General features: G+C 37.5%; 17 protein-coding genes. 8 read left to right on the top strand and 9 right to left on the bottom strand.

The window, feature by feature from the left end:
* Positions 1-20 precede the first annotated feature (20 nt).
* Positions 21-1091: an alpha/beta hydrolase gene (locus tag ACLBWE_RS13220; protein ID WP_447603401.1), complete on the top strand. Its 1071-nt coding sequence runs from the start codon at positions 21-23 to the stop codon at positions 1089-1091.
* A gap of 37 nt (positions 1092-1128) precedes the next feature.
* Here the strand turns inward: ACLBWE_RS13220 and ACLBWE_RS13215 are convergent, their stop codons facing one another.
* Together ACLBWE_RS13215 and ACLBWE_RS13210 are read right to left on the bottom strand one after the other, a co-directional pair.
* Positions 1129-2088 carry a response regulator gene (locus ACLBWE_RS13215; RefSeq protein ID WP_424608385.1) on the bottom strand — a complete coding sequence of 320 codons (960 nt, stop codon included), beginning with the start codon at positions 2086-2088 and terminating at the stop codon, positions 1129-1131.
* Positions 2085-5549, bottom strand: a complete 3465-nt coding sequence (locus ACLBWE_RS13210) for a hybrid sensor histidine kinase/response regulator (protein ID WP_447603502.1) — start codon at positions 5547-5549, stop codon at positions 2085-2087. The genes ACLBWE_RS13215 and ACLBWE_RS13210 overlap by 4 nt, the downstream gene beginning before the upstream one ends.
* Positions 5550-5744: 195 nt before the next feature.
* Between ACLBWE_RS13210 and ACLBWE_RS13205 the strand changes: the two genes are divergently transcribed.
* On the top strand, positions 5745-7361 hold the full coding sequence (locus ACLBWE_RS13205) for a purine-cytosine permease family protein (RefSeq protein ID WP_447603398.1): 1617 nt from the start codon (positions 5745-5747) through the stop codon (positions 7359-7361).
* Between the two features lie 59 nt (positions 7362-7420).
* Here the strand turns inward: ACLBWE_RS13205 and ACLBWE_RS13200 are convergent, their stop codons facing one another.
* Positions 7421-7876, bottom strand: a complete 456-nt coding sequence (locus tag ACLBWE_RS13200) for an Lrp/AsnC family transcriptional regulator (protein ID WP_000376211.1) — start codon at positions 7874-7876, stop codon at positions 7421-7423.
* 156 nt (positions 7877-8032) lie between these two features.
* Between ACLBWE_RS13200 and ACLBWE_RS13195 the strand changes: the two genes are divergently transcribed.
* Positions 8033-8644 (top strand): LysE family translocator, encoded by a 612-nt coding sequence (locus tag ACLBWE_RS13195; protein WP_013198208.1) that lies wholly within the window; start codon positions 8033-8035, stop codon positions 8642-8644.
* Positions 8645-8709: 65 nt separating this feature from the next.
* Here the strand turns inward: ACLBWE_RS13195 and ACLBWE_RS13190 are convergent, their stop codons facing one another.
* The gene (locus ACLBWE_RS13190; protein ID WP_005041445.1) at positions 8710-9321 is read right to left on the bottom strand and encodes a LexA family protein; all 612 of its coding nucleotides are present in this window, start codon (positions 9319-9321) and stop codon (positions 8710-8712) included.
* Positions 9322-9608: 287 nt separating this feature from the next.
* Here ACLBWE_RS13190 and ACLBWE_RS13185 point away from each other — a divergent pair, with 287 nt between their 5' ends.
* Positions 9609-9842, top strand: coding sequence for a hypothetical protein (locus ACLBWE_RS13185; RefSeq protein ID WP_003651181.1), 234 nt, complete (start codon positions 9609-9611; stop codon positions 9840-9842).
* A 183-nt stretch (positions 9843-10025) separates the two neighbouring features.
* On the opposite strand, the gene katE is transcribed toward ACLBWE_RS13185, so the two are convergent.
* Together katE and ACLBWE_RS13175 are read right to left on the bottom strand one after the other, a co-directional pair.
* Positions 10026-12170 (bottom strand): catalase HPII, encoded by a 2145-nt coding sequence (gene katE, locus ACLBWE_RS13180; RefSeq protein ID WP_447603500.1) that lies wholly within the window; start codon positions 12168-12170, stop codon positions 10026-10028.
* 49 nt (positions 12171-12219) lie between these two features.
* Positions 12220-13632: an iron-containing redox enzyme family protein gene (locus tag ACLBWE_RS13175; protein WP_447603395.1), complete on the bottom strand. Its 1413-nt coding sequence runs from the start codon at positions 13630-13632 to the stop codon at positions 12220-12222.
* Positions 13633-13946: 314 nt separating this feature from the next.
* Here ACLBWE_RS13175 and ACLBWE_RS13170 point away from each other — a divergent pair, with 314 nt between their 5' ends.
* From ACLBWE_RS13170 to ACLBWE_RS13160, 3 genes are all read left to right on the top strand, one after another.
* The gene (locus ACLBWE_RS13170) at positions 13947-14423 is read left to right on the top strand and encodes a CinA family protein (protein WP_447603393.1); all 477 of its coding nucleotides are present in this window, start codon (positions 13947-13949) and stop codon (positions 14421-14423) included.
* A 280-nt stretch (positions 14424-14703) separates the two neighbouring features.
* Positions 14704-14934 carry a hypothetical protein gene (locus ACLBWE_RS13165; RefSeq protein WP_004642433.1) on the top strand — a complete coding sequence of 77 codons (231 nt, stop codon included), beginning with the start codon at positions 14704-14706 and terminating at the stop codon, positions 14932-14934.
* 115 nt (positions 14935-15049) lie between these two features.
* Complete coding sequence (locus ACLBWE_RS13160) at positions 15050-15367, top strand: hypothetical protein (RefSeq protein WP_045436253.1); 318 nt, start codon at positions 15050-15052, stop codon at positions 15365-15367.
* A gap of 94 nt (positions 15368-15461) precedes the next feature.
* On the opposite strand, the gene ACLBWE_RS13155 is transcribed toward ACLBWE_RS13160, so the two are convergent.
* Positions 15462-15890 (bottom strand): hypothetical protein, encoded by a 429-nt coding sequence (locus tag ACLBWE_RS13155; RefSeq protein WP_045436251.1) that lies wholly within the window; start codon positions 15888-15890, stop codon positions 15462-15464.
* A gap of 266 nt (positions 15891-16156) precedes the next feature.
* Positions 16157-16300, bottom strand: a complete 144-nt coding sequence (locus ACLBWE_RS13150) for a hypothetical protein (RefSeq protein WP_170834025.1) — start codon at positions 16298-16300, stop codon at positions 16157-16159.
* Positions 16301-17204: 904 nt separating this feature from the next.
* On the opposite strand from ACLBWE_RS13150, the gene ACLBWE_RS13145 reads away from it, so the two are divergent.
* Entirely contained in the window at positions 17205-17507 is a 303-nt protein-coding gene (locus ACLBWE_RS13145) for a hypothetical protein (RefSeq protein ID WP_447603390.1), read from the top strand.
* On the opposite strand, the gene ACLBWE_RS13140 is transcribed toward ACLBWE_RS13145, so the two are convergent.
* Complete coding sequence (locus ACLBWE_RS13140; protein WP_447603388.1) at positions 17500-18405, bottom strand: LysR family transcriptional regulator; 906 nt, start codon at positions 18403-18405, stop codon at positions 17500-17502. The genes ACLBWE_RS13145 and ACLBWE_RS13140 overlap by 8 nt on opposite strands.
* Between the last annotated feature and the right edge of the window lie 33 nt (positions 18406-18438).

Genomic DNA, 18438 nt, shown 5'->3' with positions numbered 1-18438 from the left:
TTATTTAAATTGAGGTATCCATGACTACATCTCCCTTGTTTAAAAAGCTTAAAACCCATACGGCGGCTGTGATTTGCGCTGCAACAATTGGTTTACTCTCTTCAACTTCAGCTATGGCAGCAGATATGACTAACGGCGCGAATAACTTTTATCAAAGTCAGCAAGTGACTATTCAGAAAGTCACTTTTAAAAATCAATACAACATGGATATAGTCGGTAATCTGGTTATCCCCAAGAACTTAAATAAAAAACTAAAAGCCCCCGCTATTGTAATTGGTCACCCAATGGGAGCCGTGAAAGAACAAAGTTCTATGCTTTATGCACAGAAACTGGCTGAACAAGGTTTTGTAACATTGGCGATTGATCAATCATTTTGGGGTGAAAGCGCAGGCCAACCCAGAAATGTGGTTGCACCTGATATTTACGCAGAAGCATTTAGTGCGGCTGTAGATTATTTAGGAACCCAATCTTTTATTAACCGTGAACGTATTGGCGTACTCGGCATTTGCGGAAGTGGAAGTTTCGTTATTAGCGCAGCAAAAATTGACCCTCGTATGAAGGCAATTGCCACTGTCAGTATGTATGATATGGGAGCTGCGAACCGCAATGGCTTACGTCACTCACAAACCTTAGAGCAAAGAAAGCAAATTATTGCTGAAGCGGCTGCGCAACGTTATGTCGAGTTCACAGGCGGTGAAAAAAAATATACCAGCGGCACTACGCATGAGTTAACGGCAGATACACATCCGATCCAACGTGAATTTTATGATTTTTATCGTACTCCACGCGGAGAATATACGCCGAAAAGTTCATCAAGAGAGCATACAACTCACCCAACTCTTACAAGTAATGTCAAATTTTTAAACTTCTATCCATTTAACGATATCGAAACCATCTCACCACGCCCAATGCTATTTATTACAGGTGATCAGGCTCATTCAAAAGAGTTTAGTGAAGAAGCTTATAAACTCGCAGGCCAACCTAAAGAACTTTACTATGTTAAAGGTGCGGGACATGTTGATTTATACGATCGGGTCGATCTCATTCCATTTGATAAATTAACTAGTTTCTTTAAACAAAACTTGAAATAAGAGGCATGATAGAGGCTCAACACGGGCCTCTATTTATTTAATGAAACTCTTGCACCAGACTATTAATATGCGCCACTGCCGCAGTTCGATTTTCAACGCAAAGTTTTTCAAAAACATGTTCTAAATGTTTGTTTACCGTCCGCGGGCTCAGCTCCAAAATTTCCGCAATATCTTTATTGGTTTTACCTAACAATAACCAGTGCATGACTTCTGCTTCACGCTGAGTCAACTGTGGGCAATATTTTAAGATATCAGCAACGTCTAATGCCGGCGTAGAAGTCTTGATCTGTATCAGATAATTTTTCGCCACACTTGTGCCAGATTGCCACGGCGTTAATAGTAATAGCTGTAATTGCTGAGATGGCGTTGAATAAGAACAACTGGTTAATTTTTTAGGGTCTTTTTCATGTTCCAAGTCTGAAAACCAAGCTTTTAAAGCTGCCTCAAAACCATCAATTTCAGGCAAATATTGATTCAATAAATCACTGGCTTTTTGGGTTTTCCAAACAATTTTACCTTGAACATCTAGTGCAAGAATTGCTATTTCTGTTGCATCAATCACCTGTTTTTGTTGTTGTAACAGTTTGGCATGTGCCAAATGCGTTTTTACTCTTGCCAGTACTTCTTCAATATTCAGTGGCTTTGTTACGTAGTCCACCCCACCTACCTGAAAACCGCGCACAATATGCTCTGTCTCCGACAAACCTGTCATAAAAATGACGGGAATAAACTGAGTAATTGGACTCGCTTTAAGCTGTATACAACTTTCAAAGCCGTCCATATGTGGCATATTGCCATCGAGCAAAATCATATCTGGTAAGCATCGATGTGCAATTTCAATTGCGCTTAATCCATCTGTCGTAACAAGCACACGATACCCTGCCTGATCCAGACTTTCATGTAACAAGCCCAAATTTTCCGGCACATCATCCACAATCAGAATAACAGCCTGCTCAGTTGTTGAAGCCTGCTGAAAAGAAACATGTTGCGTACTCATTGCTTATCCTGAATTAATCGTTGAGCCTGTTTTAAATCAAATTTTTGAATAGCCTGTTCAAGCTGTTCCCATAACTCGTCATGCTCCGGAAAATCTTGACGAAAATGCGTTAAAGCATGTTGAATGCCCCGAATATAGCCTTGTCCAATCAAATCATTTAACTGCTGCAAGGCTTGAGTTAAATCTTGTGGGCCATTGTTTTCTGGTTGTCTTGTTGGTGTATAAACAGTGACTTTTTCTTGCTTATACGTCTTTACATGAAGTGCTTGAACCACATTATTTTCTTCGGTTAATGTTGACTTAGAACCAGCCCACACCAGCCCTAACTTATCTCCAATTTTACTCAGCAACAAATTGAGGTCGATTGGTTTTAGCATAAAGTCTTCACTTAACACCGCATCTTGTGGATTGACCTCACGTTCGCCTGCATTGGCTGAAATAATTAAGATGGGCACATTGGTAATATTGTTCTGACGCAATAATCGTGCTGTTTCCCAGCCACCCATCAAGGGCATATTCAAATCCATTAAAATCAGGTTAGGCTGAAAAATAGGAACACGTCTTAAACAATCAATGCCCGACTCGGCTTCTTCAATAATGAAACCCAAAGGTTTTAGAAAATTGGCGACTAAGCCTCGATCTACCGCTTCATTATCGACAACCAAAATTCGTTTTCGCTCACCTTGATAGCCCGTAATCTGATTGGAATAGACATTAGAAATCGGATGAACCACCTCTTTTGAAGGCAAATAAAACTTAATTTTAAACTGTGAACCTTGATTGAGCTGGCTACTCACAGATAGCTGCCCACCAAGTAAATCGACCAATAATTTTACAATCGGTAGTCCGAGCCCTGTTCCGGTAAATCCACCCTGAACCACATTACTGCCTCGTTCAAACGGATTAAATATCCGCTCTAAATCAGCTTCTGCAATGCCGCAACCTGTATCTCTAATTTCAAGATAGGCCGTTTGAAAGCGGTAATCGACTTTTAAAGTAATTGTGCCACTCGTCGTAAATTTTAAAGCATTGCCCAGTAAATTAATGAGTACCTGCTCTAAGCGCTTTTTGTCGGTACGGACATAGTGCGGCAGGTTATCTCCAATTTCATAGATAAACTGTAAATTCTTCTGTTCAAACTGTGGCTGAAACATTTGAATAATCTGTTCTATAAAATTTGGGAAGTGAACATCCACCACATTTAAAGAAATTTTACCTGTTTCAATTCGTGCTAAATCCAGTAAACCGTCAATCAGTGAAGTTAAATGCTGCCCGCTACGGCTAATCACCCCAAGCGCCATTTTGCCTTGTTCCGAAAGCTGCTCTTGTTTTTGAAGTAATTGGCTATAGCCCAAAATACTATTTAGAGGTGTTCGTAGTTCGTGACTAATTCCAATGACATAACGGCTTTTTGCATCATTTGCCCGTTCTGCTGAAATTCTGGCATCTTGCAGATCTTTTGAAGTGACTTCATGCGCAGCAATTTCATCAATCAATAATGCTGTTTGTTGATGCGTCTCAATTTCAGCATTACGACGGCTTTCATCGTTTAGCACTAACCACCATGCAGCAACACTCATCAATAAAAACAAGATGGTGTAAATTTTGACAAATAGCGTAAATAGCTGAGGAACTCCTTCAGCATTAATCGTTTCCAGATATGCTTTTTCTTGGATATAAACCAGACTTAAACTCACCGCCAAAACAATAGAAAGTCCTAAAGTCAGTAATAAATATAAACTGACCCGACTATTTAAACGGCTGGCCCAACGCTCTGGTAAATAGTGCCAAATGGCTTTTTTAAGCTGTATTGACCAACGCGCATCGGGCTTACACAAATCGTGACAGCGTGCTTCGAGTGAACAGCATAGTGAGCAAATCGTACCGTTATAGGCTGGGCAGCCTGCCATATCAGCCAGTTCATAGTCCCTTTCACATACCACACAGTTTGCAACCGAAGTTGCCTGAATTTTTTCAGGCTGGCGTGCAATGTAATATTTACCTTTGGTTAAGTAAGCAATGATAGGAACACATAACATCGCACTTCCCAGCGCAATAAAACTCGCCAAGCCTTTCGCCATCAATCCGAAAAAGCCCAAATAGCTAAGCATCGATAACACTGAAGCAATCAGTAAAGCACCCACACCTACGGGGTTAATGTCATATAAATAAGCACGGCGAAATTCAATTCCCTTAGGACTTAAACCCAAAGGTTTACAAATAATTAAATCGGCAACAACAGCGCCAATCCATGCCAAAGCGATATTGCTATATAGTCCCAAAATGCGCTCGACCGCATGGCTAATGCCCATTTCCATCAAAACAATGGCAATGAAAACGTTAAAAAGAAGCCAGACAATTCGCCCCGGATGGCTATGAGTCAAACGGGCAAAAAAGTTTGACCATGCCAATGAGCCCGCATAGGCATTGGTCATATTAATTTTAATCTGTGCCAAGCAAACAAGTGCCAACGTGAGAATTAAAGCAAGCTGAGGATTTGGAATAAATTGTTGGTAGGCAACCCAATACAGATAAGTCGGATTGTCTAGTTCAGAAACAGGAATCAACAGCTGAAAGGCTAAAACCATCAGCAGCATGCCCATCAAAACTTTGAGAAAACCAAAAATAATCCAAGATGGACCACCTAAAAAAACGGCAAAACGCCATGCAGTTCTATTTTTTTCTTGTTGCGGTAAAAAACGTAAATAGTCAGCTTGCTCACCAATTTGGATCACAAATGAAAAAATAAGGGTGCACGCTGCACCAAAGTAATACAAATTAAAATCGGTCGAGTTTGAAACCGCACCAACAAAATGCAAGCTACTACTTAAAATTTGTGGCTGTTTCCAAAGTACAAAAAACCAAGGTAACAACAGCAACAAGAGCCAAATTGGTTGTGTGATTGCCTGAACTTTATTAATAAAATCAATACCTTTGACCACTAAAGGCAAAATCACTAATGCAGAAATTAAGTAACCAATAACTTGTGGGATGCCAAGAGCAAGCTCAAGTGCCATCGCCATGATTGCGGCTTCAAACGCAAGTAAAATAAAGGTAAAACTGGCATAAATTAGAGATGTAATGGTCGAGCCAATGTAGCCAAAACCTGCACCACGAGTAAGCAAATCGACGTCTACATTATATTTTGCAGCGTAGTAACTAATCGGCCAACTGGTTAAAAATATGATGGTGCATACGACAATTGCTGCCCAAACTGCATTGCTAAAGCCATACTGCCAAAGCATGGTCGCCCCAATGGCTTCCATCGCCAGAAAACTAACGGTTGAAATTGCGGTATTGGTAACGGTCCAAGGTGACCATTTTCTCACTGAGGTAGGTGCATAGCGGAGTGCATAATCTTCGATACTTTCATCTGCCACCCAAATATTATATTCACGGCGCGTTTTGATCACACGTTGTGGCGCTTGTTGGGGGCGTGAAGAATCTGGCATAACACTCATGTTTGGCATGTGGCTGCATTAAACCCAGCAATCCTTATGCCAAAAGTCATTTATCATGGCGATTTTCTCGAATACGCACATATACGCAAAATAACGTATTTCCAATTTTCATCAAAAATCACACACTCAAATTCATCAAAAAACAATGATCAATATTTGTGTTGATTGACCGAAAATGATTGGGAGATTGATGTTATGAGTGTATCTGAACATCCAAATCTGGACACTGTGCAAGGTACAGATTCACAAAAAGCAGTGAATGAAACCTTAGAAGATTATACTTTACGTTATGCTCCACATAGCTTTCGGCGCTGGAGCCCCAAAGTTGTTGCTATTACTGCACTTGGTGGTATTGCCTATCTTGCTGACTTTTCTATTGGCGCCAGTATTGGTATGTCTTATGGAACAACCAATGCGGTTTTCTCCATTTTATTTGCAGCAATTATTATCTTCTTAACCGGTATTCCTCTTGCCTACTACGCAGCACGTTATAACATCGACCTCGACTTGATTACCCGTGGGGCAGGTTTCGGTTATATCGGATCAGTCCTCACCAGTATCATTTTCGCCAGTTTCACATTTATTTTCTTTGCCCTTGAAGGTTCAATCATGGCGCAAGGGTTATTACTCGGTTTAGATATTCCGCTTTGGGCAGGCTACCTCATCTCGACCGTCATGGTGATTCCGCTTGTTATTTACGGCATGAAGGCCTTGAGTAAATTACAAGTATGGACAACTCCCCTTTGGCTCATTCTCATGATTGGTCCTGTGGCCTATCTGATTTACCAAGAACCCACCTTAGTCAGCCAGTTTGCTACTTTTACAGGTAAAGAGGGTTTTGCGACTGTAGATATGGCCGCGATCATGTTAGGTGCTGGCATATGTTTATCTTTGATTATGCAAATCGGTGAGCAAATTGATTACTTACGTTTCATGCCTGCTAAAACAAAAGAAAATAGCAAAGCATGGTGGGCAGCCGTAATTTCAGCAGGTCCAGGTTGGGTAATTTTAGGGGCAATCAAACAAATTATTGGGGCATTTTTAGGTTTCTACTTATTAACAAAATTACCGGGTGTAAACAGTACTGAACCTGTTCAACAGTTTAATGCAGCCTTTCATGACATGCTTCCGGGCTGGGCTGCTCTAACACTTGCGGTTATTTTGGTGGTCATTTCTCAAATTAAAATTAACGTGACCAATGCTTACTCTGGTTCTCTTGCTTGGACAAGTGCCTACACTCGTATTAGCAAACATTATCCGGGTCGTATTGTCTTTGTGATGGTGAACTTGGCAATTGCCCTTGCCTTAATGGAAGGCAACATGTTTGCAGTACTCGGTAAAATCTTAGGGTTCTATTCAAACTTTGCGATTGCGTGGGTTGTGGTTGTTGCAACAGACATTTCAATCAACAAATATGTTTTAAAGCTTTCACCAAAAGAACCGGAATACCGCCGCGACATGCTCTACAACGTAAACCCTGTGGGTATGGTGGCGTTCCTTGTGTCAGCAGGACTATCAATCGCAGCATTCTTCGGATTACTTGGTAGTTTCTTGGCTCCATACTCACCGCTTATCGCACTTGTACTTGCCTTTGTATTAACACCAATCATGGGCTTATTAACCAAAGGAAAATACTACATCAAGTCACATGATGACGGCATTAAAGAACCACGTTTTGATGCTGAAGGTACACCAGTTGCCACTGTTTACCATTGCCGCGTATGTGAAGAAGGTTACGAGCGTCCAGATATTATGTACTCTCACAAACATAACGGTACGATCTGCTCTTTATGTAAAACACTAGATACCTAAATATCCTTAAGACTAAAAAAGAAGCTTTTTAAAGCTTCTTTTTTTTACCCCTAAAAATTTTAGCCAATCGGAAATAAACGTTCAGGCACAACATCTTTCATCACAATGGTTGAGATAAGCCGTTGCACACTCGGAATAGCCGATAACTTTTCATCATATAGCCGTTGAAAAGCGGGTAAATCTTTTGCTACCACATGCAGCAAATAATCTGGCTCACCAAATAAGCGCTGGGCCTGAATGATTTGCGGAATATCAATCACAGCATTTTCAAACTTCTCAACTGCCTGCTTATCACCTTCTTTAAGCGTAATAAAAACAATCGCTGAAAACTCAAATCCCACTAAGTTTGGGTCGAGTTCTGCCCGATAGCCTTTGATGGCTCCTGACTCCTCTAAAGCCTTCACTCGTCGATGACATGGTGAAATGCTTAAGCCTACTTTTTCTGCCAATTCAGTAATAGATAATCGGCCATTTAACTGCAATTCAGCAAGAATCTTTTTATCTGTGCGATCCATTTAGAAAAATTTACCCCAAATGAGTGTGATATGAGCAAACATTTAAAAGCACATTCTAAATACATGAGCATATTATTTTCAACAAGTTCGAATGAATAGGAATTTTTTCTAAACCACGAGCGAAACCTTTGGAAAATATTTTGCCGAGATAAGCATATGGCTTTTAACATTTTTATTGCATTTTGGAGTGTCTCCATTCTTTTTATTATTACTCCAGGGGCAGACTGGGCCTATGCCATCTCGGCAGGAATTAAAGGCAAAGTCGTCGTACCGGCTGTCGCAGGTATGCTATTTGGGCACTTTATTACGATTTTATTGGTAGCGGCTGGTGTTGGTCTGCTTGTAGCAAATAATCCAACTGCACTCATGATCCTAACAATTGCAGGTTCTGCTTATTTGTTATGGATGGGAATAAACTTATTACTTACCCCTCCTACTCCGAATGAGTCTGGTTCTGAAAAGGCTCAGTCATGGTTGAGCTGGGCAACCAAAGGCGTTTATGTGAGTGGATTAAACCCAAAAGTTTTTCTACTCTTTTTAGCCTTGCTTCCTCAATTTATTGACACCACTGCTTCATGGTCAGTGACAACACAAATTCTTGCCTTTGGTGTTGTCCACATGATTAGCTGCGCGATTATTTACTTAATGGTAGGTTACGGTTCAGAAGCTATTTTGAAAACGAGACCACAAGCAGCACAGTTAGTCGGTCGCTTTTCGGGTGGTCTTATGGTAATTATCGCTACATGTTTATTGATTGGGCAAATTTAAAAATATTACTTATCTTAAAGTTACTGGTCCCTATTTCGGATCAGTAACTAAAGCAAAGTAACGCCTTATCTCATTCGTTTGAGGTTATAAGTCACGACTCCCCAAATAACCAGTTCTTGCCCTTCTTCAATATAAATATTCTGATAATCAGAGTTTTCAGCTTTTAGCCAAATTTTAGGTGGGTGGTAATTATTATCAATCATTAAGCGCTTAACAGTGAAATCATTGTCAATAAGCGCAATTACGATATCCCCAGATTTAGCGGGAAGACTACGGTCCACAATAAGCGGATCATCAATATCAATTCCCGCGTCTAACATTGATAAAGAATTTGCTTTGACAATAAATGTGGCATTTTCATTTCTAATTAAATATTCATTTAAATCGAGTGCTTGCTCAATATCATCTTGCGCTGGCGAAGGAAAACCCGCAGCAACACGTTCAGTAGCTAAAGGAATATGATAAATTTTATCGTTATTTGCATGGACCTGTTGAACCTTCAATTTTGAGCTAAAATCTGTCCGGTTGTCGGTTTTGACATTATTCAGTAACCAATTTTTGATAAAATTCACTTGAGATTCTGGAACACGAATCACTTTTGTGGGTTCATTGAACTGTGCTTTACGACCAGCATTTTCACGGGCACCGCCATGCTCAAACTCGTTTTTCTTTGACATCTCGCCTCCATTTCACCGTTCAAATCCTACACAGACAATGTAACTTGAAAAAGTTACATTTTCAAGTTGACGAAATATTTTTTTTGCATAACAATAAATCCCATGATCAGATTTTAATCCATTTTGCTTTTAACAGGGATGTTTAAATCAAAATGGCAATTTGAAGAAAATCAAAACCTATTATGGGATAGTCCTGATTACTGACTGTTTTATGATTTTTATCAAATGAGATTCTGAACATTTAACATTCTGGTTAAATTCAGTTTTTTGGTATGGAGACATGCGAAATGAAAAATCAACGTGATGCAGTTTTAGGTTATGCAAATGAGCAACATGCTTACTATATTCGCCTCATTGAAAATGATGCGGTATTAGGCGAAAGCTATGGAATTTTCTGTGAAAATCCGGAAAGTGAAGCAGCTGAAAGTATTATGACCACCCTATTTTTAAAAAAATCTTTTTGGTTAAACGGTTCTGAATATCTTGATATTGTAAAAGGGCTACAACCTCTCCCCCAATAAAATATTAAAACAAAGGAGGCTAAACCTCCTTTGTTTTTAAACCACTATGCTTAAGACGAAAACCGTCCAGAGGCATCGCGTTTCTGATTTCGTGAATTTTGTCCACGGACATTATAATCATCGTCACGACTGCGGCCATGATATAAAAAAGCCCTGAAAGTTTTAACCTTCAGGGCTTTTACTTTAAGCCGGAACGTGCTGAGCTATTTGCTCCCGCGACCAAACGCGATGAGCTTTAAGCAAGTTTTTAAGTTTCTCTGAAATATGCTTAAATTCATCTTCTATTAGTGTTCCTTCATCTGCAACCAAATTAAGTGGGTCAAGTAGATCAGATTTATTACCTAAAAAAACGACTGGTTTTAAATGTTTATAGGCTTCTAATATGTAATGACGAGTTACCCCATCTTGTATCACCGTATTTAAATTATCACCATCGGGAATAATCACCGCATCATAAGCAATTGATGGTTCTGCCATTTGCATACCATCAGCCGCAATAACTTTGTCTTGATGATCTTTAACTGGTGCTAGGCTCGGTGCTAATAAATGCACAATAGCTCCTTCCTTAACTGCCCAGTTCTTAATGGTTTCTAATGCATCAGCCTTCACCAGATTATGGATGAGTACGGCTATTTTTCGGCCTTGAATATCGGCTGGCGGGAAAGCGAGCATGGATAACTTAGCCGATTTTTCAACGGTTTGAGGTTTAAAATCGAGGCTAAGATCAGGTACTTCTATTCCTAGATTTGCTCCCACTTGACGTGCTAAATCAAGGTCGATATTCGCCAAAATTTGTTGGACCTGACGTTCACGAATATATTTTCTTTTTACTTTACTGAGTTCAAAGGTATACGCATCGACCACATGTTTTTGCTCATGAGGTGCAAGGCTCTTGTAGTAAAGACGAGGCTGAGAAAAATGATCGGAAAAAGACTCACTTCTTTCACGAATCTTTTGACCACTCACTCTCTCATAGTAACTTTCAAATCCACCATTTTCTGCCGCAGGAGGTGTTTCAACCGGCCAGTTCCCATCAATTGAATTTGGTTGATAAGAAGCTTGCCCTTTATGAATGGTATGCTGATGAATGCCATCGCGTTGATTGTTATGGAATGGGCATACAGGTTTATTAATTGGTATTTGATGGAAATTCGGTCCGCCTAAACGACTTAACTGTGTATCGGTATATGAAAATAGTCGTGCCTGTAAGAGTGGATCATTCGTAAAATCAATACCCGGTACAATATGCCCCGGACAGAAAGCAACCTGCTCTGTTTCAGCAAAGAAATTATCAACATTTCGATTTAAAACAAAACGGCCAATAGGTGTGACAGGAACTAATTCTTCAGGAATAATTTTTGTTGGGTCAAGTAAGTCGAAATCGAACTTCATTTCATCTTCTTCTGCAACAATTTGCACCCCTAATTCCCATTCAGGATACACGCCTTGCTCAATGGCTTCGTAAAGATCTCGACGATGGAAATCAGGATCTTTACCTGCAAGTTTTTGTGCCTCATCCCAAACCAGAGCGCTTAAACCTTGTTTTGGAGTCCAATGAAACTTAACAAAATGAGCTTTACCTTCAGCATTAATTAAACGGAAGGTGTGCACACCAAAGCCTTGAATTGAGCGTAAATTACGAGGAATAGCACGATCAGACATGGCCCAAATCACAGCATGTGCTGACTCTGGTACTAAAGACACAAAGTCCCAAAATGTATCATGGGCGCTCCCTCCAGTAGGCATTTCAGTATCTGGTTCAGGTTTTACCGCATGTACAAAGTCAGGGAACTTAATACCATCTTGTACAAAGAAAACTGGAGCATTATTGCCGACCAAATCGAAGTTGCCTTCTTGGGTATAAAATTTAATAGCAAATCCACGAATATCACGAACAGTATCAGCTGAACCACGCGGCCCTTGTACAGTCGAGAAACGTACAAAAATTGGAGTCTGAATAGATGGGTCCGTCAAAAAACCTGCTTTCGTTAGACGCTCATTTCCTTCATAAGCTTGAAAATAACCGTGAGCTCCTACGCCACGAGCATGCACAATACGCTCTGGAATTCGTTCATGGTCAAAATGGGTAATCTTTTCTCGTAAGATAAAATCTTCTAATAACGTTGATCCGCGCGTTCCTGCTTTTAGACTATTTTGGTTATCAGCAATTTTAACCCCCTGATTTGTGGTTAAAGCCTGATTTGTAGCATCATCTCTTACTGTGTCTAATTGTTCAGTTTTTTGAGTGGTATTGGCTTTGTTTGCCTCATCAGCGCCAGCCATTTCACTTGTTTTATTTGTTAATTTAACGTTATCAGTCATGTTTATTACCTATGTTTTAAAGTTAAACCTTGGGTGAAGTAGAAAAATTAAAGAACTAATTTTTGTTAAAGGAACTTAAATATGGAAAAAGAAGCTCGACATATTTGCGCGTGCTCCAAAGTCCAATACTCTTATGATGTGAGTCGGGTGCTAAAAATGGGGTTAATTTGCATATTTTTATAGCAAGATCATGCGACTGACCTATACGTTCTTGCAAAGCATCAAGTTCGCCATCAGAGATATAGCTAAATAGATAGTCTTGAATACGCTGGCTACTATTGAGTGCCTTGCTGTAAGTCAAGAAATTAGAAGAATGGTCATCTCCTGCAATCCAATCATGAATGATCTGGCGCTCTACAGGAGTAAACACTCCAAACATTTTTCCATTCTCATCATTAATTAATCTCCAAAAAATACTTTGTTCAGGATTGCTATTAAATTTAATCCATTTATGGTCAATTAAATGCGATACCAGCCCCTCAACATCGTCTGGGTTAGATAACCATTGATTAATCGTTTTGCACCCAAACTCTCTGGTTTCGTTATGAATTAACTGCCCTACGAGCGCCTTCCTCTTTAAAATTTTAAGAACAAAATCTTCAACATTTAAATTTTTTATAATTTTCGAAGAGCCCACGCCATGATTGTTTAGCGCAAAACCACGTTTTAATTTAGTAAGAAAAAGTTCTTTATCTCTATATTTATCATAAATATTTTCTATAACTTTAATCGCTTTATTTGCATGTCCATTATCAATGTTGTCAATGGTGATGTGCAGATTGAAATACTTAGAATCGATGCCCAGTTCAGCTAGTTCGTAATTGCTAATCAATAGATGAAGAGGCAGCTGTTCATAGCCCAGATTAAATCCAATAATCTCGGGAATGAACTCAGCTGGAGCATAACCCAGAGCCAACTGAACCACGGCATGATGATAGTATTCATCCTCTAAAAGCAGATCAAAACTATCGATTCCCAAACTACGTAGTAAATCATCATAAATACATACGTGGTTTGCCTTCGGTTCTCCTAACCCGAGCTCTTCCAAATACGTAATAATTAGTTCATGGAAAACTGGATCATTCCAGTAGTGAACACAACTATACAGCCATGCACCATCTACTTTTTTTGTAGGAGAGACTTTAATTAAAAATTCAAATGCTTGACTGACATTTTTGAAATATTCTCTCTCACCACCCGCTTGCCGACGATTTAAATAAGCCTGAAATACCTCACAATTTTCTTTATTATTTTTCTGACACCATTCTTTAATCGTATTTATATTTGAAGGGAAATCAACTTCTGTCTGATCTACCTTTTCTATTTCATGAGCAAGAAAATCTCTTGCTTTTTTTTCTTTCTCAAAACTAGAAATATCAGGATCAAGGAAAAAAATAAATAATTCGTAATAGTTCTGTTGATTATCTTGTAATAGGTCTAATAATCTTTCTTTCACTACAACAGGCATTTCTATTCTCCTTTTGTGAGATATAAAATACCATACTTTACTCACCATATTATCCCAGCTTATCTTTGTTATATTGCGTTATTAAAAACAATTATTTCGGTATAAATCCTTTCAAATTCAAATATGTAACACCTAACACAAAATTACATTCTCATCTTTAGAATAACTTAACTTCCTATTTTTATAAAAAAATATAAAATTTAAATTTTTATTACATTATAGTTACCTTTAAAATCATAAAGATTAAAAAATTAACATAAAGCAATTAAAAATAATTCTATAAATAACTTAAAAACATAGCTAAGGATAGAAAAATGTTTAACTCATGTTGCAAATTATTAGCAGAAGAAAAAATTAAAATTGCATTTTTTGAAAGTGCTTCTGCAGGCTATTTAGCTTACCGCTTTTCTTTAAGCCCCTATTCTGGCGATATTCTTATTGGAAGCTTAGTCAGCTATGACTTACGGGTTAAAGAAAATACCCTTCATATTTCTTCGGAACTTATTGAAAAATATACACCTGAATCCATGCAAGTCACTGTAGAGATGATCAAAAAAGGGAAAAACCTTATAAAGGCAGATCTTTATGTTGCTTGCACGGGATTATTAAAAAAAGGCGGGTCAGAAACAAAAGAAAAACCGGTAGGTACCTTCTTTTATTCTATTTTTTATAAAAATAATTTTTATAATTTTCGTCGTATATTTAAGGGTTTTTCTTATTTTAAACTTAGACAACTTGTTTATTACATTACTCAAGATATAGAATTCATAATATTAGATAATAAAAAATAGAACCTCACTAATAAAAAATAACAAATACATATTTAGAAATGATCATAGTGTTTCTTTAACACCAATGTACTTAAATGTAATTTTATCCATCTTCATATTAATTATGTTTATCAATGAAATCTTCATTATATAAAAATCAAGGTTTTAGTTAGTTTCTAAAGTTACAGTTAAATATAGGGTAACACCCTCAAGCTACACATTTAAAATTTTCATGTTTAAATAAACCTATCTGAAGCTCTCAGATAAAACACACATCATAAATGATATGAGGTAATTAAAGATGAGCACTACTAATAATCAAAGCAATCAACCTAATAATCAGCAGCAACAACAGCAGCAAAATGACAACCGTAATAACCAGCAACAGCCAAATGGCAATCAACAGCAAAAAGATCAACAGCAACAAAACAATCAGCAACAACAGCAAAATGACAACCGCCGCCCACAACAAGGCTCTAATCAAAAAGACCCAAGTCAACAAAACTCAAATAACAATAATCAGCAACGTTAATTCATTGCCGATTTAATTGTCATTTGATGCGGTCATTCATTTTATTTAGGAAGGTGTCTTCACCTTCCTAAATTCAATATAAGCATAAAATTTAATAATAGATGAGGAAAAACTGATGACAGATCAAAATAGCGATCACGCACGACTGCCAGCTGGCGACCATAACTATTCTGATACCTATTGGCGCGAAAGTTACGTTACTCGTCCTTATTATCAAGAAGCTCAACTTACTACTCCAGATCTAGATTATGATCGAGATTTCTCGACAGCCTATGAATTAGGTCATCGTGCCCGTACCGAATCTAAAGAAGGTGCTCAATTTGAAGATGTCGAAGGTAGCCTTCAACAAAAATGGGAAGAGCTGAAAGCTGAATCCCGCTTAAAATGGGAACATGCTAAACAGGCAATTAAAGACGCATGGAACGATAGATAGTATTTGTAATGTAGTATCTTCTATTTATTAATTTAAAAATATGAGCTTATTTCCTATTGGCCTTTGGAAATAAGCTCTTTTTATAGCATCTTATTTAATTATCTTTTTTCTTAAAATATTCAATAATTTCTTCCCCGTTATTTACCGGATGTTGCACTGAACGATAATTTTCTTCGTAATCATATGAAGATAAAGTAACCTTAGCTCGGATTGGCGGTAATTTTTCTTGTCCGCCCGTGGTAATCCGCTCAATAAAACTCGCAAGCCACAATACAAATTCTTGAGTATTCTTACTCTGCGGAATAATACTTAAATCCAATTTAATTTTAGATTCCTGCAGAGGTTTAATCAGTAATTCAGCAAAATCAATATAATTATATAAAAGCTTAAGCTTTGTCCCCTTAAGCTCATGTCTGAGTTCAATCATCAAATTGTTAAGATCTTCCATATGATCATCTGTAAAGCCTTTTTTTTCTTTAACATTTTGATATATTTTCTCAGCTATTCTTAAGTACTGGGGCATATCCTTACCTTTATAAAACTGTCATGACTACAATGAATTTAGGATGAATATAAGTAATTTATTGTGTTTATTTTATTAATTTTTTGAAACTATAACTCATTATAGAAACACTTCAGTAACAACAAATTCGTAGAAAGATAATAACTTACTAATTTATTGATTAATTTTATATTTTCATATAATTATCTTTTTTATTATGTTACATATTTTATAGAAAATAACGATAAGAAAACTCACCTAAAAATGAGTTTTCTTAGAAAAAATAGTTATGAGTTTTTATCCATTTTGTGAGGGGTCGTGGGGTCATTAACGCCATGAGTTCCATCATCTCTTGAATTCCTATCTTGGCAAGCGCTCATACCCATTGCAATTGCCACGACCATGCTAACTGCACAAAAAACTCTTAACATTGAAGTCACCCTTATTAATTTTAAGATGTCGGCTTATGAATAACATTATCTTCTGTTGGCCTACCACTGTGGTTCTCTTAACTTTTGTAGATTATGCAAGCTTTTGTAAAAAGCTAAATTAAATAAATGATTAAAAAATACCATTCTTGCAATTGATATTTTAATTAAATTTTGGCATTAGCTAATTATTTAAGATTGCCATATTCATAAAACTAAAATTGTTCATCCTTTATGAGTTTGTGTCTTATTAAGCCAATGATTGCAAACAATATATAAATAAACAATTAATAAATCTTTGATATATAAACATTAAAACTCAATTATAGAAATTAGCTTTAATAATTATTCAATTGTTTAAATTCTAAATAACTTGTTATTTTATTAATGAAAATTTAAAAATATTAATATTTGTTTATATAAACCAATCTTTTATTTTTGCAATTGACCCGCTTTAATGCTCAGCTTATGATGCTCCGGCTGACCTATTTTGTCAGTCGGTTTTAGCAGATCGTCTACCTAAGTGCACTAAAAACAAGTTTTTTGGTGTGGAGCCCCTCGTGCCTTTGACGGAGGAACGGGAGTGGGACACCTTCGGGTGTGCTGGTTTCTTAGGTATCAGTCTGCTAACCCTCTTTCGTTTCACCACCATAATTAATAGCAGTGATTGGGCACAACTTCTTTTATCAAGGAGTCTCTAATGACTATTATTTTATATCATTTTATTTTTATTACTCTTCATTATCTTATTGTTCAGCTTAAAACACGTTTAAAGAATTCTTCCCATCTTTTTACGTATCCCTACTTTTATCTTTTTAGGGAAAAGATCTCAACATTTAACGCCAGTTAAAGATGAGCGCATCTATAAGCATAACTTAACGATAACAACAACCAACGAAGAGCAATAATGATGTTTTTTTCATATCGTATTGTTTTAGTGTGCACTCTATTAATAATTTCTATAAGTTTATTAGGGTGCAGACCTATCAGTAAAAACGAATTCAATACACATTGTGTGTGGTCTGGCCATGCGCTCTCACAATGCAATTGTATTTATAACGCTTTAGAAGAACATTATTCGCCACAATTTGTAGAAGATCTAGAAAAAGTAAGCTTACAAAATATTGATGCGAACATGAACTTTGTGGAAACAATGAATGAAACAATTCACCAGTGTCAGTTAAGTGCAAGAAAAGACTCAATTAACTGATATTTGCATGTTCCACCAAGAAATCTAGAAAGACTCTTACACGTTTAGGAACGTATTTATCATGCCCGATCCAGACAGCATGAAATTCTTCAGAAGCATTAACATTCCAGTCTTCAAGAATTTTAATTAACTGCTTTTGTTCTAGCACTTTTCGAACTTGAAACTCATTGAGTTGTGCAATGCCTGCATCGGCAAGTGCTAACTGCAAAATCGCTTCCCCATGATTTACTCTTAAAACCTGAGTAGGTACGAGCGTGATTTCTTGATTCTCTTTTTTAAATAACCATGTCTTATTCTGGCGCTGATAACTTACGTCTAAAAGCTGATGTTCAGATAGTTCATCTGGATGCTGTGGACAACCACACTGTGTAATATATCTAGGTGAACATACATAATGTTTATGAGTATTCCCCAATGAGCGAGCCACCAAATTTGAGCTTTTTAAAGGTCCTGTCCGAATTGCGACATCAATTCTTTGCTCAACTAAATTAATGACTTCATCACTTAAATGAGCTTCTAATTCAATTTGTGGATAGCGCTGATTAAATAAAGAAATGCACGGCACCAAAAAATGGGTCCAATATGAAAAACTGGTATGTATTCTGATTCGGCCTTTAGGTGTGTGATTTGCAGTAACAGATTGTTCGAGTTCATCTAGCTCACTGAGTATTTGAAGACCTTGCTCATAGAACTGACAGCCTTCACTTGTGAGTTGAAACTGGCGTGTTGAACGATTCAGTAACCTTACGCCAAGTCGTTTTTCGAGCCGAGCAATTAATTTACTCACAGCAGACGGCGTCATGTCACATGCTCTCGCTACTGCTGAAAAACTTCCTAATTCGACCACGCGAATAAAAATTGCCAGCTCGCCAGATCGATTAATATCAAAATATGACATAACGAAATCTATTTATGAATCTAATTCACAAAT

It is taken from the genome of Acinetobacter sp. M5A5_2a (assembly GCF_053345265.1).
Note: the sequence above shows the minus strand (reverse complement) of the source record. Positions and strands in the feature narration are given on the sequence as shown.

Excerpts from the sequence above, each read along its gene's own strand:
- ACLBWE_RS13190 (WP_005041445.1), bottom strand. The coding sequence starts at position 9,321 with ATGTCAAAGAAAAACGAGTTTGAGCATGGCGGTGCCCGTGAAAATGCT.
- ACLBWE_RS13185 (WP_003651181.1), top strand. The coding sequence starts at position 9,609 with ATGAAAAATCAACGTGATGCAGTTTTAGGTTATGCAAATGAGCAACAT.
- ACLBWE_RS13175 (WP_447603395.1), bottom strand. The coding sequence starts at position 13,632 with ATGCCTGTTGTAGTGAAAGAAAGATTATTAGACCTATTACAAGATAAT.
- ACLBWE_RS13215 (WP_424608385.1), bottom strand. The coding sequence starts at position 2,088 with ATGAGTACGCAACATGTTTCTTTTCAGCAGGCTTCAACAACTGAGCAG.
- ACLBWE_RS13140 (WP_447603388.1), bottom strand. The coding sequence starts at position 18,405 with ATGTCATATTTTGATATTAATCGATCTGGCGAGCTGGCAATTTTTATT.
- ACLBWE_RS13195 (WP_013198208.1), top strand. The coding sequence starts at position 8,033 with ATGGCTTTTAACATTTTTATTGCATTTTGGAGTGTCTCCATTCTTTTT.
- ACLBWE_RS13160 (WP_045436253.1), top strand. The coding sequence starts at position 15,050 with ATGACAGATCAAAATAGCGATCACGCACGACTGCCAGCTGGCGACCAT.
- ACLBWE_RS13210 (WP_447603502.1), bottom strand. The coding sequence starts at position 5,549 with ATGAGTGTTATGCCAGATTCTTCACGCCCCCAACAAGCGCCACAACGT.
- ACLBWE_RS13205 (WP_447603398.1), top strand. The coding sequence starts at position 5,745 with ATGAGTGTATCTGAACATCCAAATCTGGACACTGTGCAAGGTACAGAT.
- ACLBWE_RS13150 (WP_170834025.1), bottom strand. The coding sequence starts at position 16,300 with ATGTTAAGAGTTTTTTGTGCAGTTAGCATGGTCGTGGCAATTGCAATG.
- ACLBWE_RS13165 (WP_004642433.1), top strand. The coding sequence starts at position 14,704 with ATGAGCACTACTAATAATCAAAGCAATCAACCTAATAATCAGCAGCAA.
- ACLBWE_RS13145 (WP_447603390.1), top strand. The coding sequence starts at position 17,205 with ATGATGTTTTTTTCATATCGTATTGTTTTAGTGTGCACTCTATTAATA.
- ACLBWE_RS13155 (WP_045436251.1), bottom strand. The coding sequence starts at position 15,890 with ATGCCCCAGTACTTAAGAATAGCTGAGAAAATATATCAAAATGTTAAA.
- ACLBWE_RS13200 (WP_000376211.1), bottom strand. The coding sequence starts at position 7,876 with ATGGATCGCACAGATAAAAAGATTCTTGCTGAATTGCAGTTAAATGGC.
- ACLBWE_RS13170 (WP_447603393.1), top strand. The coding sequence starts at position 13,947 with ATGTTTAACTCATGTTGCAAATTATTAGCAGAAGAAAAAATTAAAATT.
- ACLBWE_RS13220 (WP_447603401.1), top strand. The coding sequence starts at position 21 with ATGACTACATCTCCCTTGTTTAAAAAGCTTAAAACCCATACGGCGGCT.